16 protein-coding genes are annotated in these 16,333 nt (G+C 67.9%); 7 read left to right on the top strand and 9 right to left on the bottom strand.

The features are described from left to right. Positions 1–16 precede the first annotated feature (16 nt). The 5 genes from IM697_RS01190 to trxA all read left to right on the top strand — a co-directional run bounded on the left by IM697_RS01190 (position 17) and on the right by trxA (position 4,943). Entirely contained in the window at positions 17–1,735 is a 1,719-nt protein-coding gene (locus IM697_RS01190; RefSeq protein WP_194043830.1) for a protein kinase family protein, read from the top strand. A 31-nt stretch (positions 1,736–1,766) separates the two neighbouring features. Beyond that, positions 1,767–2,507, top strand: a complete 741-nt coding sequence (sigM, locus tag IM697_RS01185; RefSeq protein ID WP_194043828.1) for an RNA polymerase sigma factor SigM — start codon at positions 1,767–1,769, stop codon at positions 2,505–2,507. Continuing rightward, complete coding sequence (locus IM697_RS01180; protein ID WP_194043826.1) at positions 2,504–3,430, top strand: anti-sigma factor; 927 nt, start codon at positions 2,504–2,506, stop codon at positions 3,428–3,430. The genes sigM and IM697_RS01180 overlap by 4 nt, the downstream gene beginning before the upstream one ends. A gap of 170 nt (positions 3,431–3,600) precedes the next feature. After that, positions 3,601–4,569: a thioredoxin-disulfide reductase gene (gene trxB / locus IM697_RS01175; RefSeq protein ID WP_194043824.1), complete on the top strand. Its 969-nt coding sequence runs from the start codon at positions 3,601–3,603 to the stop codon at positions 4,567–4,569. Positions 4,570–4,610: 41 nt separating this feature from the next. Then, positions 4,611–4,943 carry a thioredoxin gene (gene trxA, locus IM697_RS01170; RefSeq protein WP_031484651.1) on the top strand — a complete coding sequence of 111 codons (333 nt, stop codon included), beginning with the start codon at positions 4,611–4,613 and terminating at the stop codon, positions 4,941–4,943. 70 nt (positions 4,944–5,013) lie between these two features. Here the strand turns inward: trxA and IM697_RS01165 are convergent, their stop codons facing one another. The 9 genes from IM697_RS01165 to rpmH form a co-directional block, all read right to left on the bottom strand. Continuing rightward, on the bottom strand, positions 5,014–5,631 hold the full coding sequence (locus IM697_RS01165) for a GNAT family N-acetyltransferase (protein ID WP_194043822.1): 618 nt from the start codon (positions 5,629–5,631) through the stop codon (positions 5,014–5,016). 318 nt (positions 5,632–5,949) lie between these two features. After that, positions 5,950–7,044: a ParB/RepB/Spo0J family partition protein gene (locus IM697_RS01160; RefSeq protein ID WP_194043820.1), complete on the bottom strand. Its 1,095-nt coding sequence runs from the start codon at positions 7,042–7,044 to the stop codon at positions 5,950–5,952. After that, positions 7,041–8,111 carry a ParA family protein gene (locus IM697_RS01155; RefSeq protein WP_194049537.1) on the bottom strand — a complete coding sequence of 357 codons (1,071 nt, stop codon included), beginning with the start codon at positions 8,109–8,111 and terminating at the stop codon, positions 7,041–7,043. The genes IM697_RS01160 and IM697_RS01155 overlap by 4 nt, the downstream gene beginning before the upstream one ends. A gap of 329 nt (positions 8,112–8,440) precedes the next feature. Then, positions 8,441–9,157: a 16S rRNA (guanine(527)-N(7))-methyltransferase RsmG gene (gene rsmG, locus IM697_RS01150; RefSeq protein WP_194043818.1), complete on the bottom strand. Its 717-nt coding sequence runs from the start codon at positions 9,155–9,157 to the stop codon at positions 8,441–8,443. Positions 9,158–9,282: 125 nt separating this feature from the next. Further along, positions 9,283–9,795, bottom strand: a complete 513-nt coding sequence (locus IM697_RS01145) for a Jag family protein (RefSeq protein ID WP_194043816.1) — start codon at positions 9,793–9,795, stop codon at positions 9,283–9,285. A gap of 15 nt (positions 9,796–9,810) precedes the next feature. After that, positions 9,811–11,079 (bottom strand): membrane protein insertase YidC, encoded by a 1,269-nt coding sequence (gene yidC / locus IM697_RS01140; protein WP_194043814.1) that lies wholly within the window; start codon positions 11,077–11,079, stop codon positions 9,811–9,813. A gap of 3 nt (positions 11,080–11,082) precedes the next feature. Continuing rightward, on the bottom strand, positions 11,083–11,436 hold the full coding sequence (gene yidD / locus IM697_RS01135; RefSeq protein ID WP_194043812.1) for a membrane protein insertion efficiency factor YidD: 354 nt from the start codon (positions 11,434–11,436) through the stop codon (positions 11,083–11,085). Continuing rightward, positions 11,433–11,804, bottom strand: a complete 372-nt coding sequence (gene rnpA, locus IM697_RS01130; protein WP_194043810.1) for a ribonuclease P protein component — start codon at positions 11,802–11,804, stop codon at positions 11,433–11,435. The genes yidD and rnpA overlap by 4 nt, the downstream gene beginning before the upstream one ends. A 21-nt stretch (positions 11,805–11,825) precedes the next feature. Further along, positions 11,826–11,963, bottom strand: coding sequence for a 50S ribosomal protein L34 (rpmH, locus tag IM697_RS01125; protein WP_003956500.1), 138 nt, complete (start codon positions 11,961–11,963; stop codon positions 11,826–11,828). Between the two features lie 384 nt (positions 11,964–12,347). Here rpmH and dnaA point away from each other — a divergent pair, with 384 nt between their 5' ends. Continuing rightward, positions 12,348–14,285 (top strand): chromosomal replication initiator protein DnaA, encoded by a 1,938-nt coding sequence (gene dnaA / locus IM697_RS01120; RefSeq protein WP_194043808.1) that lies wholly within the window; start codon positions 12,348–12,350, stop codon positions 14,283–14,285. Between the two features lie 870 nt (positions 14,286–15,155). Beyond that, positions 15,156–16,286 (top strand): DNA polymerase III subunit beta, encoded by a 1,131-nt coding sequence (gene dnaN, locus IM697_RS01115; protein ID WP_194049536.1) that lies wholly within the window; start codon positions 15,156–15,158, stop codon positions 16,284–16,286. Positions 16,287–16,333 lie beyond the last annotated feature (47 nt).

Here is a 16,333-nt window from a genome sequence, read left to right as displayed (position 1 = left end):
GGAGGCAGGAACGACGGTGGCGGAACGGAGCACGGCTGCCGTCGACGTGGCAGACAACAGCGGCGACGAGCCGCTGACCGCACAGGCGGACCAGTCCACGGCCGACGGGGTGGCCAAGAATCGGGAGCGGGACACGGACATCGACGAGGCACAGGGGAGTGGCGGGACCGAGGGTCCCGGGAAAGCCTCACCGCCCGAACTGCACAGCGGCCACAAGCTCGCCAGACGCTACCGCCTCGAGGAGTGCGTCACCCGTCTGGACGGTTTCAGCAGCTGGCGTGCGGTCGACGAGAAACTCCGTCGTGCCGTCGGCGTGCACATCCTGCCCGCGGATCATGCCCGGGCCCGTTCCGTTCTGGCCGCGGCCCGGTCCTCCGCCCTGCTCGGTGACCCTCGCTTCGTCCAGGTACTGGACGCCGTGGAGGAGAACGACCTCGTCTACGTCGTCCACGAGTGGCTCCCCGACGCCACCGAGATGACCACGCTCCTCGCCTCGGGGCCGCTGGAGGTGTACGACACCTACCAGATGGTCACCCAGGTGTCCGCCGCCATGGCCGCGGCCCATCGCGAGGGCCTGGCCCATCTGCGGCTCAACCCGAACGCCGTGCTGCGTACGTCGTCCGGCCAGTGGCGCATCCGCGGCCTCGCGGTGAACGCCGCGCTGCGGGGCATCAGCTCCGAGACCCCACAGCGCACCGACACGGAGGCCATCGGCGCCCTGCTGTACGCGGCGCTCACCCAGCGCTGGCCGTACGAGAGCGACGCCTACGGCCTGTCCGGGCTGCCCAAGGACGTCGGTCTGATCGCCCCGGACCAGGTGCGTGCCGGTGTCCACCGTGGGCTGTCCGAGCTCGCCATGCGCGCGCTGGCCAACGACGGCGCGACCGCTTCCCGCCACGAGTCCGCGTGCACCACGCCGGAGGAGCTGGTGAAGGCGATCGGCGAGATGCCCCGCATCCGCCCGCCGGAGCCCTCGTTCGCGGCCCCGCCGGACTATCAGCGCACGACGTACCAGCAGGGCACGTACGGCCGCCAGTCCGCTCATCCTGGTGCCACCCAGCCGGTGCCGACCCCACCGCCCCCGCTGCAGAGCCGCACCGGGAAGGCCCTGAAGTGGGCCGTCTCGGCCCTCTTGATCGCCGCCCTGGGACTCGGCAGCTGGCAGCTCGCGGACGCGCTCATGGACCAGGGCGGCCAGTCCGACGACACCAACCAGACGCAGACGACGGACGACAACGACAAGAACGGCGACAAGCCCAAGCCGACCCAGCCGATCAAGATCCAGAACGCCCAGGAGTTCGTCGCCAAGGGCGACGCCCAGGCACCGGAGGACGTGGGCAAGACCTACGACGGTGACAGCTCGACCTACTGGCGCAGCAACAGCTTCGTCGAGGGTCCGGACATGAACCCCGCCTACAAGCCGGGTGTCGGCATCGTCTACGACCTCGGATCGGCCAAGAAGGTGTCGGCCGCTTCGATAGGGCTGCTGTACTCCGGCAACCACACGACCGTCTCGCTCTACGCCTCGGACTCACTGACGCCCACGTCGCTGGACTCGATGGAGAAGATCGGCACCGTCACGACGAGCGGTAACAGCGCGACGGTGAAGGTCACCAAGTCGGTGAAGACCCAGTACGTCCTCGTCTGGTTCACCGCCATGCCCCATGCGGACCGTGACCAGTACAGCGGCTCCGGATACAAGCAGGCCATCACCGACCTGAAGTTCACGGAGTAGAACTCACCAGATCCAAAGGGGAGGGGGTCCGATGGCAGATGGCACCGCACACCGCGACGCGAGCGACCAGGATCTCCTGGCTCTCCATGTGAAGGGCGACCCCGACGCCTTCGGTGAGCTGGTACGCCGGCACCGTGACCGGCTGTGGGCCGTGGCGCTGCGGACGCTCGGCGACCGCGAGGAGGCCGCTGATGCCGTTCAGGACGCCCTGGTGTCCGCCTACCGGGCCGCGCACACGTTCAGGGGCCAGTCGGCCGTCACGACGTGGCTTCATCGCATCACGGTGAACGCCTGCCTGGACCGCGCCCGCAAGGCGGCGTCCCGGAAGACCTCGCCGGTGGACGACACCGAGCGCCTGGAGCAGCTGTTGGAGCCGCATGAGTCGGCCTCGGCGCCCGCGGAGCGCAACGATCTGCACCGCCAGCTGCTGGAGGCCCTCGGCACGCTGCCTCCCGACCAGCGGGCCGCCCTCGTCCTGGTGGATATGCAGGGCTACCCGGTCGCGGAGGCCGCCCGGGTCCTCGATGTGCCGACCGGCACGGTCAAGAGCCGATGCGCACGTGGCAGAGCCAGACTCCTGCCGCTCCTCACCCATCTACGGCCGGAAAGCGCCGACGGCGGCAAGGATCCCGGCGAGAGGCGGAACCGGACGCAGGGGACATCCGTCCCACCGGCAGCGGGTCCACCTGCCAAGGGGCCACAAGCCCCGGATCCGCGCGATAACGGGCCGAGTGATTCAGCTGCTGTGAAGGGCGGAGGTGGGCGAGCGTGACATCCACGACGGACACGTCCGGGCACCCGGACGTCGCCGAGCTCTCCGACCTCACCGAGGGCCTTCTCTCCGCGTCCAGGACCGCCGATCTGCGTCGGCATCTGGAGGAGTGCGAACTGTGCGCGGATGTCCACAGCTCGCTGGAGGAGATCCGGGGGCTGCTAGGGACCCTGCCCGGCCCGCCGCGGATGCCCGACGATGTCGCGGGACGCATCGACGCTGCCCTGGCCGCAGAAGCTCTGCTGAATGCGACGGCGCCCGACGATGCCGACGTGCCGGCACAGGTCGGAGACGCCCGCACGGTCGCCGCCACGGCCAGTGGCACCCATGTTTCACGTGAAACATCGGCAGCCGGAGACCGTCCGGCAGGCCACGCCCGTTCTTCCACCACCGGCCCCGGCCGTAAGGGCCGCACGAAGGTGGGGCGACGCAAGGTCGCCGTCCTGAGCGCCGCATTCACGGCCGCCGCCGTCGGGCTTGGCTCCGTGCTGCTGACCTCACTCATGGGCGGTGGAGGATCCGGTCCCTCGGCCGGTGGCGGGCAGACCGCCTCCGACACCTTCTCCGCAGCGAAGCTGGAGACACGGGTCGACGATCTCCTCGCCAAGAGTGAGACCAAGGGAGGCAAGTCCCTCGGTCCGGATCAGAGCATGGGTGTGGAAGGCGGACCCGACACCAAGAGTCCTCAGATCCTCCGCGAGATCACGGTGCCCGAATGCATTCAGAAGGGCATCGGCCGCAACGACGCGGCGCTCGCCACCGAGGAGGGCATCTACAAGGGCAAGGACGCGCTGCTCGTCGTACTGCCCGATGCCTCTGATGACAGCAGGGTCACCGCCTACCTCATGGACGCGACCTGTGTGAAACAGCCGTCGACCGCCACGGCGAAGGTCCTTCTGACGAAGTCCTACGCGCGTTCCTGAGGCCCCGGCGGCTCGTCTCCATCCGGCGCGGCAACGCCTACGGTGTGGCGATACCGTGTGCCCGGACACAGCGGGAATGCACGCCCCATAGGATCCGTTGGGTGGGGTGAGAGTTCTGAAAGGGGCTCCCACCGGTCCGACGACGTATTCCAGAGACGAGGAATCAAGCCGTGAGCGACGTCCGTAACGTGATCATCATCGGCTCCGGGCCCGCCGGCTACACGGCGGCGCTCTACACCGCGCGCGCGTCGCTGAAGCCACTGGTCTTCGAGGGCGCCGTCACCGCCGGCGGCGCCCTGATGAACACCACCGAGGTGGAGAACTTCCCCGGCTTCCAGGACGGCATCATGGGCCCCGAGCTCATGGACAACATGCGCGCCCAGGCCGAACGCTTCGGCGCCGAACTCGTCCCCGACGACATCGTCAACGCCGACCTCACCGGCGAGATCAAAACCGTCACCGACACCGCCGGCACCGTCCACCGCGCCAGGGCCGTCATCGTCGCCACCGGCTCCCAGCACCGCAAGCTCGGCCTGCCCAACGAGGACGCCCTCTCCGGCCGTGGCGTCTCCTGGTGCGCCACCTGCGACGGCTTCTTCTTCAAGGACCAGGACATCGCCGTCATCGGCGGCGGCGACACCGCCATGGAAGAAGCCACCTTCCTCTCGCGCTTCGCCAACTCCGTCACCGTCGTCCACCGCCGCGACACCCTGCGCGCCTCCAAGGCCATGCAGGACCGCGCCTTCACCGACCCCAAGATCAGCTTCGTGTGGGACAGCGAAGTCGCCGAGATCCAGGGCGACCAGAAGCTCTCCGGCCTGAAGCTGCGCAACGTCAAAACCGGCGAACTCTCCGACCTGGCGGTCACCGGCCTGTTCATCGCCATCGGCCACGACCCGCGCACCGAACTGTTCAAGGGCCAGCTCGACCTCGACGAAGAGGGCTACCTCAAGGTCGACGCCCCCACCACCCGCACCAACCTCACCGGCGTCTTCGCCGCCGGCGACGTCGTCGACCACACCTACCGCCAGGCCATCACCGCCGCCGGCACCGGCTGCTCCGCCGCCCTCGACGCCGAACGCCACCTCGCCGCCCTCAGCGACGAGGAGAAGGCCGAACCCGAGAAGACCTCTGTCTGACCCTCACCCACCCCACGCACCGAACAGTTAAGGAGCCCGCCGTGGCCGGCACCCTGAAGAATGTGACCGACGACTCCTTCGAGCAGGACGTCCTCAAGAGCGACAAGCCTGTCCTGGTGGACTTCTGGGCCGCCTGGTGCGGACCGTGCCGCCAGATCGCGCCGTCCCTTGAGGCGATCGCCGCCGAGCACGGCGACAAGATCGAGATCGTCAAGCTCAACATCGACGAGAACCCGGGAACGGCCGCGAAGTACGGCGTGATGTCCATTCCGACGCTGAACGTCTACCACAACGGTGAGGTCGCCAAGACCATCGTCGGTGCGAAGCCGAAGGCCGCGATTCTCCGCGACCTCGAGGACTTCATCGCCGAGTGACGTTTCACGTGAAACACGAATGGGCCAACCCCCTCGGGTTGGCCCATTCGCTTGGGAGTCACAACTCCCTCTAGAGCGGACGCAGCACCGGCTCCTTCTGCACGGCCCCCAGCAGCCGGTCGATCGCCATCTCCACGTCTTCCTTCCAGGACAGCGTCGTCCGCAGTTCCAGCCGCAGTCGCGGAAAGGTGGGGTGGGGGCGAACAGTCTTGAAGCCCACGGCCAGGAGATGGTCTGCGGGCAGAACACACGCAGGCTCGTTCCAGCGCGCGTCCCCGAAGGCCTCGATCGCTTTGAAGCCCCGCCGCAGCAGATCCTTGGCAACCGTCTGGACCATCACCCGGCCCAGCCCCTGCCCCTGATAGCCCGGCATGATGAACGCCGTCATCAACTGCACCGCGTCCGGTGAGACAGGGCTCGTGGGAAACGCCGTCGAGCGAGGGACATAAGCCGGGGGCGCGTAGAGCACAAAGCCGACCGGCACCTCGTCGACGTAGACGACTCGACCGCAGGATCCCCAGTCCAGCAGCACGGCGGAGATCCAAGCCTCCTTCTCCAGGGCGGCGGTACCGGCCTTTACCGCGGCCTCACCACTGACCGGGTCCAACTCCCAGAAGACACACGAGCGGCAGCGCTTGGGAAGGTCCGGAAGGTTGTCCAGCGTGAGCGGTACGAGCCGACGGCCCATGAAGGCTGTTCCTCGCTTCCTTCGCCCGCGGCATCACGAGCGGCTGTCAGGGCGCTTCGTTCCCTGAGCAGGCTGCCGACGAATCCGCCGACCGCGCCCAGCCCAAGACCCGCGCTCACCAGTCCGGTGCGGCTCACCGTTCGCATGGACCCCGCCTCCCCTAAGAGGTCTGCCAGGTGGATGCGCCATACCCGATCGCATCGTATCCATGATGCGATTCCATCGATACCGCCAGAAAGCAAAGTGCGGGCCGTGTTCCGGTACACACCGGACACGGCCCGCGTACAGGGTCGGAGAGCGGCCCCGACGGGCGAGGCCTCAGTCCTCGGATTCCTCCGAGTCATCGCCCAGGAGGCTCTGCTGAAGAGCGAGCTTCTCGCCCGGAGCGAGCGTGCTGAGGATCCGCTCAAGATCCTCCGGGGAAGCGAACTCGACGGTGATCTTGCCCTTCTTCTGACCGAGCTCGACCTTCACCCGCGTCTCGAAACGATCCGAGAGCCGGGTCGCGAGGTCGGACAGAGCCGGGGAGGGCACGGACCCGGCCCGGGGTCCCCTGGAGCGCGAGGTCTTCTGCGGCCGGGAGCCCATCAGGGTCACGATCTCTTCGACGGACCGGACGGACAGTCCTTCGGCCACCACACGGTAGGCCAGCCGCTCCTGCTCTTCCGGGTCCTCGACGGAGAGAAGGGCCCGCGCATGCCCGGCGGAGAGCACGCCGGCGGCTACCCGGTTCTGGACCTTCGGCGAGAGCTTCAGCAGACGCAGGGTATTGGAGACCTGAGGCCGAGAACGGCCAATACGGTCCGCCAGCTGATCATGCGTGCAGTTGAAGTCCTTCAGCAGCTGATCGTAGGCGGCCGCCTCTTCGATCGGGTTCAGCTGAGCGCGGTGCAGGTTCTCCAGCAGCGCGTCCAGGAGAAGCTTCTCGTCGTCCGTGGCCCGCACGATCGCCGGGATCGCCTCGAGACCGGCCTCACGGCAGGCCCGCCAACGACGCTCACCCATGATGAGCTCGTATCGGGCGGGGCCGAGCTGCCGTACGACGATCGGCTGGAGGAGACCGACCTCCTGGATGGAGGTGACGAGTTCCTGAAGGGCATCCTCGTCGAAGTTCTCACGCGGCTGCCGCGGGTTCGGCGTGATCGCGTCGAGGGGGATCTCCGCGAAGTGAGCGCCCATGGGAGCTGCGGCCGTCTCCGCGGCACCGCTCGGCGACGGCTCCTCGGTTTCATGTGAAACAGGCGGCAGCGTGGCCACCTTGGCCGCGGCCACCCCGCGATCGTTCAGCACCGGGACGGCCGCCGGGGATGCGGCAGCACCTCCCAGTCCAGCCGGAGGCACCGTCTTCTCCGTCGGTGCAGCGGGGATCAGTGCGCCGAGACCACGGCCCAAACCCCTCCGTCGCTCGCTCACTGCATCCCCTCCACCATGCTCGGGTTCTGTGCGCCGAAGTGGGCATTGGTCGGGTCGTAACTGACACCGACGCCCTTCAGCGCGATTTCTCGTGCCGCCTCAAGGTAGGAGAGGGCACCGCTCGATCCGGGATCGTATGTCAGCACCGTCTGCCCATAGCTCGGCGCCTCGGAGATACGGACCGAGCGGGGAATGCTCGTCCGCAGCACCTCGTCACCGAAGTGGTTGCGCACCTCGTCCGCGACCTGAGACGCGAGCCGTGTCCGGCCGTCGTACATGGTGAGCAGGATCGTCGAGACATGCAGGGCGGGGTTGAGGTGCCCCCGCACCAGGTCGACGTTGCGGAGCAGCTGCCCCAGGCCCTCCAGCGCGTAGTACTCGCACTGGATCGGGATCAGGACCTCCTGCCCGGCCACGAGAGCGTTGACCGTCAGTAGGCCGAGCGAGGGAGGGCAGTCGATGAGCACGTAGTCCAGCGGCTGCTCGTAGGCCTGGATCGCCCGCTGCAGCCGGCTTTCGCGTGCGACCAGCGACACAAGCTCGATCTCCGCACCGGCGAGATCGATCGTGGCGGGGGCACAGAAAAGGCCTTCGACATCGGGCACCGGCTGGACGACTTCGGCGAGCGGCTTGCTCTCGACCAACACGTCATAGATGGAAGGGACTTCGGCGTGGTGGTCGATCCCCAGGGCAGTGGACGCGTTGCCCTGCGGGTCAAGGTCGACGACCAGCACGCGGCCGCCATGCAGGGCAAGCGACGCGGCAAGGTTGACCGTCGTTGTCGTCTTGCCCACGCCCCCCTTCTGGTTGGCGACCACCATGACACGGGTCTGCTCGGGCCGTGGCAGGCCCTCGCCGGCGCGGCCTAGAGCCTCCACCGCCAGTTGGGCAGCACGACCGATGGGAGTGTCGTCCATCGGGGGCGGTGTTTCACGTGAAACATCCTCCCCCATCGACTCGGTACGGGGACCGGGGACCGGATCGGTCATCGGTCCCGCGATGTTGGCGTCGGACCGCAAGGATTCACTCTCCTCGACTTCAGGCTCGCAATGAACAGAGCCTCCCATGCCTTCGGGGTCGTGAACCAGTGAGGCCTGTTGTTCTGTGGAGAAATCCACCTCTGTGGAAAACTCCGTGCCCCTCCAGGAGGACGGAGAGTCATCAGAGGCACCCTCTCCGAGGGATCCAAGGGGCTTGCGGTCGCGCGGTTCGGCCGCAGCGCGGCCACGACTGATGATGCCGTGCAACAGTGAGCGACGTTTCACGTGAAACACGATGCACAGCAGCCGTGGCCGAACTGTCGCGACACTCCGGCATGGGTAGGTTTGCCAGCTTGTGTGGAGTACGTCTCGTCGTCAGGACGGATCAGCGTCGACGCCGGCCCCGTCCCGGTGGGTCAGCGTCGCCGACGTGCCCGACCGGTCCTGGCCGCCTTCGCCCGCTTCGCAGCGAAACGCACACCGCCCGGGCTCTCCCCGACCTCGACGCGCACGACCGTGGACATCGGATCGACCACGCCCTCCCCGACATGGAGGATCGACGTCTGCACCGCACCCAGCTTGCTCAGAGCCGTCGTCGCGCTCTTCAGCTCCTCCTCCGCGGTGTCCCCCTTGAGCGCCAGCATCTCTCCGTAAGGGCGCAGCAGCGGGATACCCCAGGTGGCCAGCCGGTCCAGCGGAGCCACGGCACGGGCGGTCACGACATGCACGGGTGGCAGCTTTCCCATGACCTCTTCGGCCCGACCACGGACGACCGTCACATGGTCCAGCCCCAGCAGCTCCACGACCTCGGTCAGGAAGTTCGTACGCCGCAGCAGGGGCTCCAACAGAGTGATCTTCAGGTCCTCCCGGACCAGCGCCAGCGGGATACCGGGCAGACCGGCACCCGAGCCCACATCGCACACCGTCACGCCCTCGGGGACGACCTCTGAGAGCACAGCGCAGTTCAGCAGATGTCGCTCCCACAGACGGGGTACCTCTCTCGGCCCGATCAGGCCGCGCTGCACACCCGCCTCGGCGAGCAGTTCGGCGTAGCGGACCGCATCGGCGTAGCGATGACCGAACACCTCACGTGCCTGCTCAGGCGCAGGGGGAAGCTCCGCTGCCTCCGTCACGGGGACCGTCCTTCCGTACCTCGCCGACGCCGGGAGCGCCGACACCAGAACCACCAGAACTAACAGGCTGACAAAGTTCGGCCCCGCCTGCGGACAGACGGGGCCGGTGGGAACGTACGGGCCGATCAGGCGGGAAGCACGACGACGAACCGCTGCGGCTCCTCGCCCTCGGACTCGCTGCGCAGGCCCGCCGACTTCACCGCGTCGTGCACGACCTTGCGCTCGAACGGCGTCATCGGCTTGAGCTTCACGGGCTCGCCGGTGTTCTTGACCTCGGCGGCGGCCTTGGCGCCCAGCTCGGACAGCTCGGCACGCTTCTTGGCGCGGTAGCCCGCGATGTCCAGCATCAGCCGGCTGCGGTCCCCGGTCTCCCGGTGCACGGCCAGGCGCGTGAGCTCCTGGAGCGCTTCCAGCACCTCGCCGTCGCGCCCGACCAGCTTCTGCAGGTCTCGGCTGCCCGCGTCGCTGATGATCGAGACAGCGGCGCGGTCGGCCTCGACGTCCATATCGATGTCGCCGTCGAGATCGGCGATGTCGAGCAGACCCTCGAGGTAGTCCGCCGCGATCTCGCCCTCCTGCTCCAGGCGGGACAGGGTGTCTGCACCCTCGGCAGCGGCGGAGGTGGTGCCTTCCGTCACGGGATGGGCTCCTTCTTACTTCTTGGACGGGGACTTGGGGCGCTGCGGACCGCCCTTGCGCTGCCCGGACTGGGCCTTGCTGCGGCCGCCACTGCCGGGCTTCTGCGCGGACTTCTTGGCACCGCCCGGCTTGGCGTCCTCGGGCTCGTCGGACTTCTGCAGCGACGTCGGCTCGCCGGCCGCCTTCGGGCCGCCGGACTGACGCTGGGCCTTGGACTGCCGCTTCGGCTGCTGGCGCTTGGGGGCCGCGGCGGTGGTCGGCGTACCGTCCTCGGCCACGGTGGCGACGGCGCCCTCGCTCTTCACCACGGTGCCGTCGGCCTGCGCCGCGAGACCGGCCTTGCTCAGGCCGTTGATGAACTTGCGCTCGTACTCGTTGCGGTCGCGGCCCTTGGCGACGATGGCCTTGACGATGGCGCGCTCACCACGGCGGCGGGTCTTGCCGTGGTGCGTGACGTGCTTGGTCAGGCGCTCCAGGTACGCGGCCTGGGCCTTGGAACCCGGGGTCGGGTTGTTGTGGATGACGTACATCTGCTGGCCCATGGTCCACACGTTGGTGGTCAGCCAGTAGACGAGGACACCGACCGGGAAGTTGATGCCGAAGACGGCGAACATGACCGGGAAGATGTACATCAGCATCTTCTGCTGCTGCATGAACGGCGTCTTCACCGTGGTGTCGACGTTCTTCGTCATCAGCTGGCGCTGCGTGTAGAACTGCGACGCCGACATCAGGACGATCATGACGGCGGTGACGATGCGGACGGTGGTCAGCGAGGCATCGAGTGCGGCGACGTCAGCGGAGCTGTCGGTGAACTTCGCGGCCAGCGGGGCCCCGAAGATGTGCGCCTGCTGCGCGCTCTCCAGCAGGCGATCGTTGATCACACCGACGGTGTCGTTGTTCGCGATGCTGTTGAGCACGTGGTACAGGGCGAAGAAGAACGGCGACTGCGCCAGGATGGGAAGGCACGAGGAGAGCGGGTTGGTGCCCGTCTCCTTGTACAGCTTCATCATCTCTTCGGACTGACGCTGCTTGTCGTTCTTGTAGCGCTCCTGGATCTTCTTCATCTCGGGCTGGAGCGTCTGCATGGCCCGGGTCGCCTTGATCTGCTTCACGAAGAGCGGGATCAGGCAGATACGGATCAGAATCACCAGGGACACGATGGACAGGCCCCAGGCCCACCCGGTGTCATCGCCGAACAGAGCGCCGTACACCGTGTGGAACTGGACAATGACCCAGGAGACGGGTGTCGTGATGAAGCTGAAGAGGCTGGCAATCGTGTCCACTAATCATGCTCCTTGGGCATGGGGCGAGGTCTCTGCGGCCGGGCTCGAAGGAACATTGTCCTCGGTGGCCGTTTCGGCGGCGGAGGGCCCGCCCTTCCGTGCGCGCCACGCGTTGCGCAGCATCTCGTGCCACCGCGGCCGCTTGCGTGGCGGGACATGGTCCACACCGCCGAGCGACCACGGGTTGCACCGCAGGATGCGCCAGGCGGTGAGCGCCGTGCCCTTGATCGCACCGTGCCGGTCGATGGCCGTGTACCCGTAGTGGGAGCACGACGGGTAGTACTTGCACACCGGCCCGAGCAGCGGACTGATCGTCCACTGGTACAGCTTGATCAGAGCCAGCAGTGGGTACTTCATCGCGCGCCCCCTCCCAGCAGCCGCTGCAGAGCGGCATCCAGGTCTTGGGCCAGCTGTGCATGGTCGGCGTCACCCGCACCGGGCAACGCTCGTACGACTACCAGGCTACCGGGGGGCAGCCGGTCGACTCGGTCGCGCATCAGATGGCGAAGCCTGCGCTTCACCTTGTTCCGTACGACCGCGCCACCGACCGCCTTGCTCACGACGAAACCCGCACGCGTCGGGGGAGCGCTCTCCCCAGGCGCGTGCGGGTCCGTGGCACCGCTACGAAAGTGGACGACGAGGTGCTGACGTCCTGCCCGGCGTCCTCGTCGTACCGCGGTCGCGAAGTCCTCGCGCCGCCTCAGCCGGTTCTCGGTGGGCAGCACGACGTCATGACCTGATCGGGATCAGGCGGACAGACGGGCGCGACCCTTGCTACGGCGGGACGCGAGAATCGCGCGGCCGGCACGGGTGCGCATACGCAGCCGGAAGCCGTGGGTCTTCGCGCGACGACGGTTGTTCGGCTGGAAGGTGCGCTTGCTCACTCGGGGGCTCCAGAAAGAAATCGGTGTTTGCGGGTGCCGTCCTGGCTGTCACCGTGCGCCCACGAGTAGCTCGCAGTTACGCCCGAGTGCACCGCTTACCGATCACCTTGACGCGATCTGTGCCCATCGGAGGCAGGCGGCAGCAGCCATCGACAACTCGACCTGGTTACGGTACGCGCGGCTACGCCATCCGGTCAAACCGGAGGTCACGGGGAGACACTATCCACAGGCTGGGGACAACAACTTGAACCGCACCCGCCGCCCTGACTACCGTGACTGAACTCCGATTCGTTCCCTTGTCCCCCTGAATCCGGCTCCACCCCCTTTGAATCCCGACCCGTCCCACCATCACACGTTCGTGGGACCTGTGAGAGAGCGTGCCCTGTGGCTGACGTACCTGCCGATCTTGCCGCAGTGTGGCCACGAGTACTGGAGCAGCTTCTCGGTGAGGGCCGCGGGCAGGGTGTCGAGGCGAAGGACGAGCACTGGATCCGGCGTTGCCAGCCGCTCGCGCTGGTCGCGGACACCGCCCTGCTCGCCGTACCGAACGAATTTGCGAAGGGCGTACTGGAGGGCCGTCTGGCCCCGATCGTCAGCGACACCCTGAGCCGCGAGTGCGGCCGCCCGATCCGTATCGCGATCACCGTCGACGACTCCGCCGGCGACCCCCCGGCCCCGCCGATGCCTTCCGCCCCCAAGCGCTCGACGTCGTTCGAGCAGGGAGGCCCCCCATCGCCCCAGCCCCGTTACGAGGAGCCCGAGCTCCCCTCGTACGAGGGCTACGGCCGCCACCGCGCCGACGACCAGATGTCCGGCTCCTCCGCGGACCCGCTGCCCACCGCGCGTCCGGCCTACCCAAGCGAGTACCAGCGCTCCGAGCCCGCCCCCGGCAGCTGGCCGCGCCCGACACAGGACGAGTACGGCTGGCAGCAGCAGCGGCTCGGCTTCCCCGAGCGGGACCCGTACGCATCGCCGTCCCAGGACTCCTACGCACAGGACTCCTACGGCTCCCCTTCTCAGGACTACCGCCCGCAGCCGATGGAGCGGCCGTCCTACGACGGGCACCGCCCCGACTACGACGGACACCGCCCCGACTACGAGCAGCAGCGGCCGGAGTACGACCAGCAGCGCGCCGACTACGACCAGGGCGTGCGGCGCGAGCTGCCCGAGCCGCCCGTCGGCTCCGGCCATGTGCACCGCGGCGGCCCCGTCGGCGCGAACCTGCCGGCCACCGGCGCCCCCGGCCCGCTGGCCGCGCAGCCCGCGCCGGCGCCCGGCCCCGGCGAGCCGACCGCGCGCCTGAACCCGAAGTACCTCTTCGACACGTTCGTCATCGGCGCCTCCAACCGCTTCGCGCACGCGGCCGCGGTCGCCGTCGCCGAAGCGCCCGCGAAGGCCTACAACCCCCTCTTCATCTATGGGGAGTCGGGACTCGGCAAGACGCACCTGCTGCACGCGATCGGGCACTACGCGCGCAGCCTGTATCCCGGCACCCGTGTGCGGTACGTGAGCTCCGAGGAGTTCACCAACGAGTTCATCAACTCCATCCGCGACGGCAAGGGCGACAGCTTCCGCAAGCGCTACCGCGAGATGGACATCCTGCTCGTCGACGACATCCAGTTCCTGGCGGACAAGGAGTCGACGCAGGAGGAGTTCTTCCACACCTTCAACACGCTCCACAACGCCAACAAGCAGATCGTGCTCTCCAGCGACCGGCCGCCCAAGCAGCTGGTGACCCTGGAGGACCGGCTGCGGAACCGTTTCGAGTGGGGTCTGATCACCGACGTCCAGCCGCCCGAGCTGGAGACGCGTATCGCGATCCTGCGCAAGAAGGCGGTCCAGGAGCAGCTCAACGCCCCGCCGGAGGTGCTGGAGTTCATCGCCTCCCGTATCTCACGCAACATCCGCGAGCTGGAGGGCGCGCTGATCCGGGTGACGGCGTTCGCCTCGCTCAACCGGCAGCCGGTGGACCTGGGCCTGACGGAGATCGTCCTGAAGGACCTGATCCCCGGTGGCGACGACGCGACGCCGGAGATCACCTCGACCGCCATCATGAGCGCGACCGCCGACTACTTCGGCCTCACGGTCGAGGACCTGTGCGGCAGCTCGCGCGGCCGCCAGCTCGTCACGGCCCGGCAGATCGCCATGTACCTGTGCCGTGAGCTGACGGACCTGTCCCTGCCGAAGATCGGCGCGCTGTTCGGCGGCCGCGACCACACCACGGTGATGCACGCCGACCGCAAGATCCGCAATCTGATGGCCGAGCGACGCTCCATCTACAACCAGGTCACCGAGCTCACGAACCGCATCAAGAACGGCTGAGACACAGCCACCGGCGGAGCCGGTCGTACGTCGCCGAGGGCGCTCCGGGACGAGATCCCGGGGCGCCCTTCGTCATGCCGCGGTCGGCGGCTGTTCGAATACCTGCCGCGTTACGGCCACTCTCCACAGATTCGGCGAGTTTTTCCCGTCCACACCCTGGGGACTGGGAAGTTGTCCAGACTGTGTCCACAGCGGTCCCTGTTGAAAGACGATCAGACCAGGTCATCGGCATGTGGATTCGTGGACGAACGATCTCCACAGACTGTGGACAGAGCGGAGATCCACAGGCTGTGCACGGAGTTGTCCACCGACAACCCACAGGCTGGGGCCAGTTGTCCCCAGTGATCCCCAGCTTCTCCACATCGCTGTCCACTGTTCGGCAACGCGACGCGCCTCCTCACCGGGTCGAGTGAAAGGCGTCACACAAAGCTGCCGGGTTGGGCTGTGGGAAAGGTGGGTAAAGCTGGGGACGGCGTTGGGGAGAAGTCGCCTCAGCCTGTGCATGGGGTGTGCAGAACTTTCCGTTCTCCACAGCCGCACCCAGTTGTCCACCGCCGCCACCCACAGGGCCCGTGGACAAAATCTCCGCTCTGAGCTGGGCAAACGTGGTTATCCACGGTATCCACAGGCCCTACTACTACTCCCGACTAGAGAGAGCGGGGAATTCGTTTCGAAGGGGGTCCTGTGCACAACTCGCTGTCCGGCTCCCGGCTGCCCCTCGTCACGACTTGACCCCGAGAGGCACCTACTGTCAGTGGGGTGCGTCAGACTGTTCCCGGTGTCCTTCCCCTCACCGGGGCCGACGACACCGAGACAGACGACGAAGCCAGGCAGGCCGAGAAGCGCCGGCAACAGCAGGAGGCGGCAACAGTGAAGATCCGGGTGGAACGCGACGTACTCGCGGAGGCAGTGGCCTGGGCGGCGCGCAGCCTCCCGGCCCGTCCGCCGGCGCCTGTCCTCGCCGGCCTGCTGCTGAAGGCCGAGGACGGGGCTCTGAGCCTGTCCAGCTTCGACTACGAGGTCTCCGCGCGCGTGTCGGTGGAGGCGGAGGTCGACGAGGAGGGCACCGTCCTCGTCTCCGGCCGGCTGCTCGCCGACATCTGCCGCGCTCTGCCCAACCGACCGGTGGAGATTTCCACAGACGGTGTACGGGCGACCGTGGTCTGCGGCTCCTCGCGCTTCACACTCCACACCCTGCCTGTGGAGGAGTACCCGGCACTGCCGCAGATGCCGAACGCCACGGGCACCGTCCCCGGTGAGGTCTTCGCCTCCGCGGCCGCCCAGGTCGCCATCGCCGCCGGCCGTGACGACACCCTGCCCGTCCTGACCGGTGTGCGCATCGAGATCGAGGGCGACACGGTGACCCTGGCGTCCACCGACCGCTACCGCTTCGCCGTCCGCGAGTTCCTGTGGAAGCCGGAGAACCCGGAGGCCTCCGCGGTCGCCCTGGTCCCCGCCAAGACGCTCCTGGACACCGCCAAGGCGCTCACCAGCGGCGACAGCGTGACCCTGGCGCTCTCGGGCTCCGGTGCGGGCGAGGGCCTGATCGGCTTCGAGGGCGCGGGCCGCCGTACGACGACCCGTCTGCTGGAGGGCGACCTCCCGAAGTACCGCACGCTGTTCCCGACGGAGTTCAACTCCGTCGCCGTGATCGAGACCGCCCCCTTCGTGGAGGCCGTCAAGCGTGTGGCCCTGGTCGCCGAGCGGAACACGCCGGTGCGCCTCAGCTTCGAGCAGGGCGTGCTCATCCTGGAGGCCGGTTCCAGCGACGACGCACAGGCTGTGGAAAGGGTCGACGCCCAGCTGGAGGGCGACGACATCTCGATCGCCTTCAACCCCACGTTCCTGCTGGACGGCCTGAGCGCCATCGACTCCCCGGTGGCCCAGCTGTCGTTCACCACGTCCACCAAGCCCGCGCTGCTGAGCGGCAAGCCTGCGCTGGACGCCGAGGCGGACGAGGCCTACAAGTACCTGATCATGCCGGTGCGCCTGAGCGGCTGAGCCGCCCCCGTTGTTCGTCCACAGCGTCCCCGGTACCGGTGGATCAC

Origin of the sequence: Streptomyces ferrugineus (assembly GCF_015160855.1) — a bacterium.
GTDB classification, from domain to species: Bacteria; Actinomycetota; Actinomycetes; order Streptomycetales; family Streptomycetaceae; genus Streptomyces; species Streptomyces ferrugineus.
The sequence above is the reverse complement of the archived record's forward strand: the minus strand, read 5'-3'. Positions and strand labels throughout refer to the sequence as shown.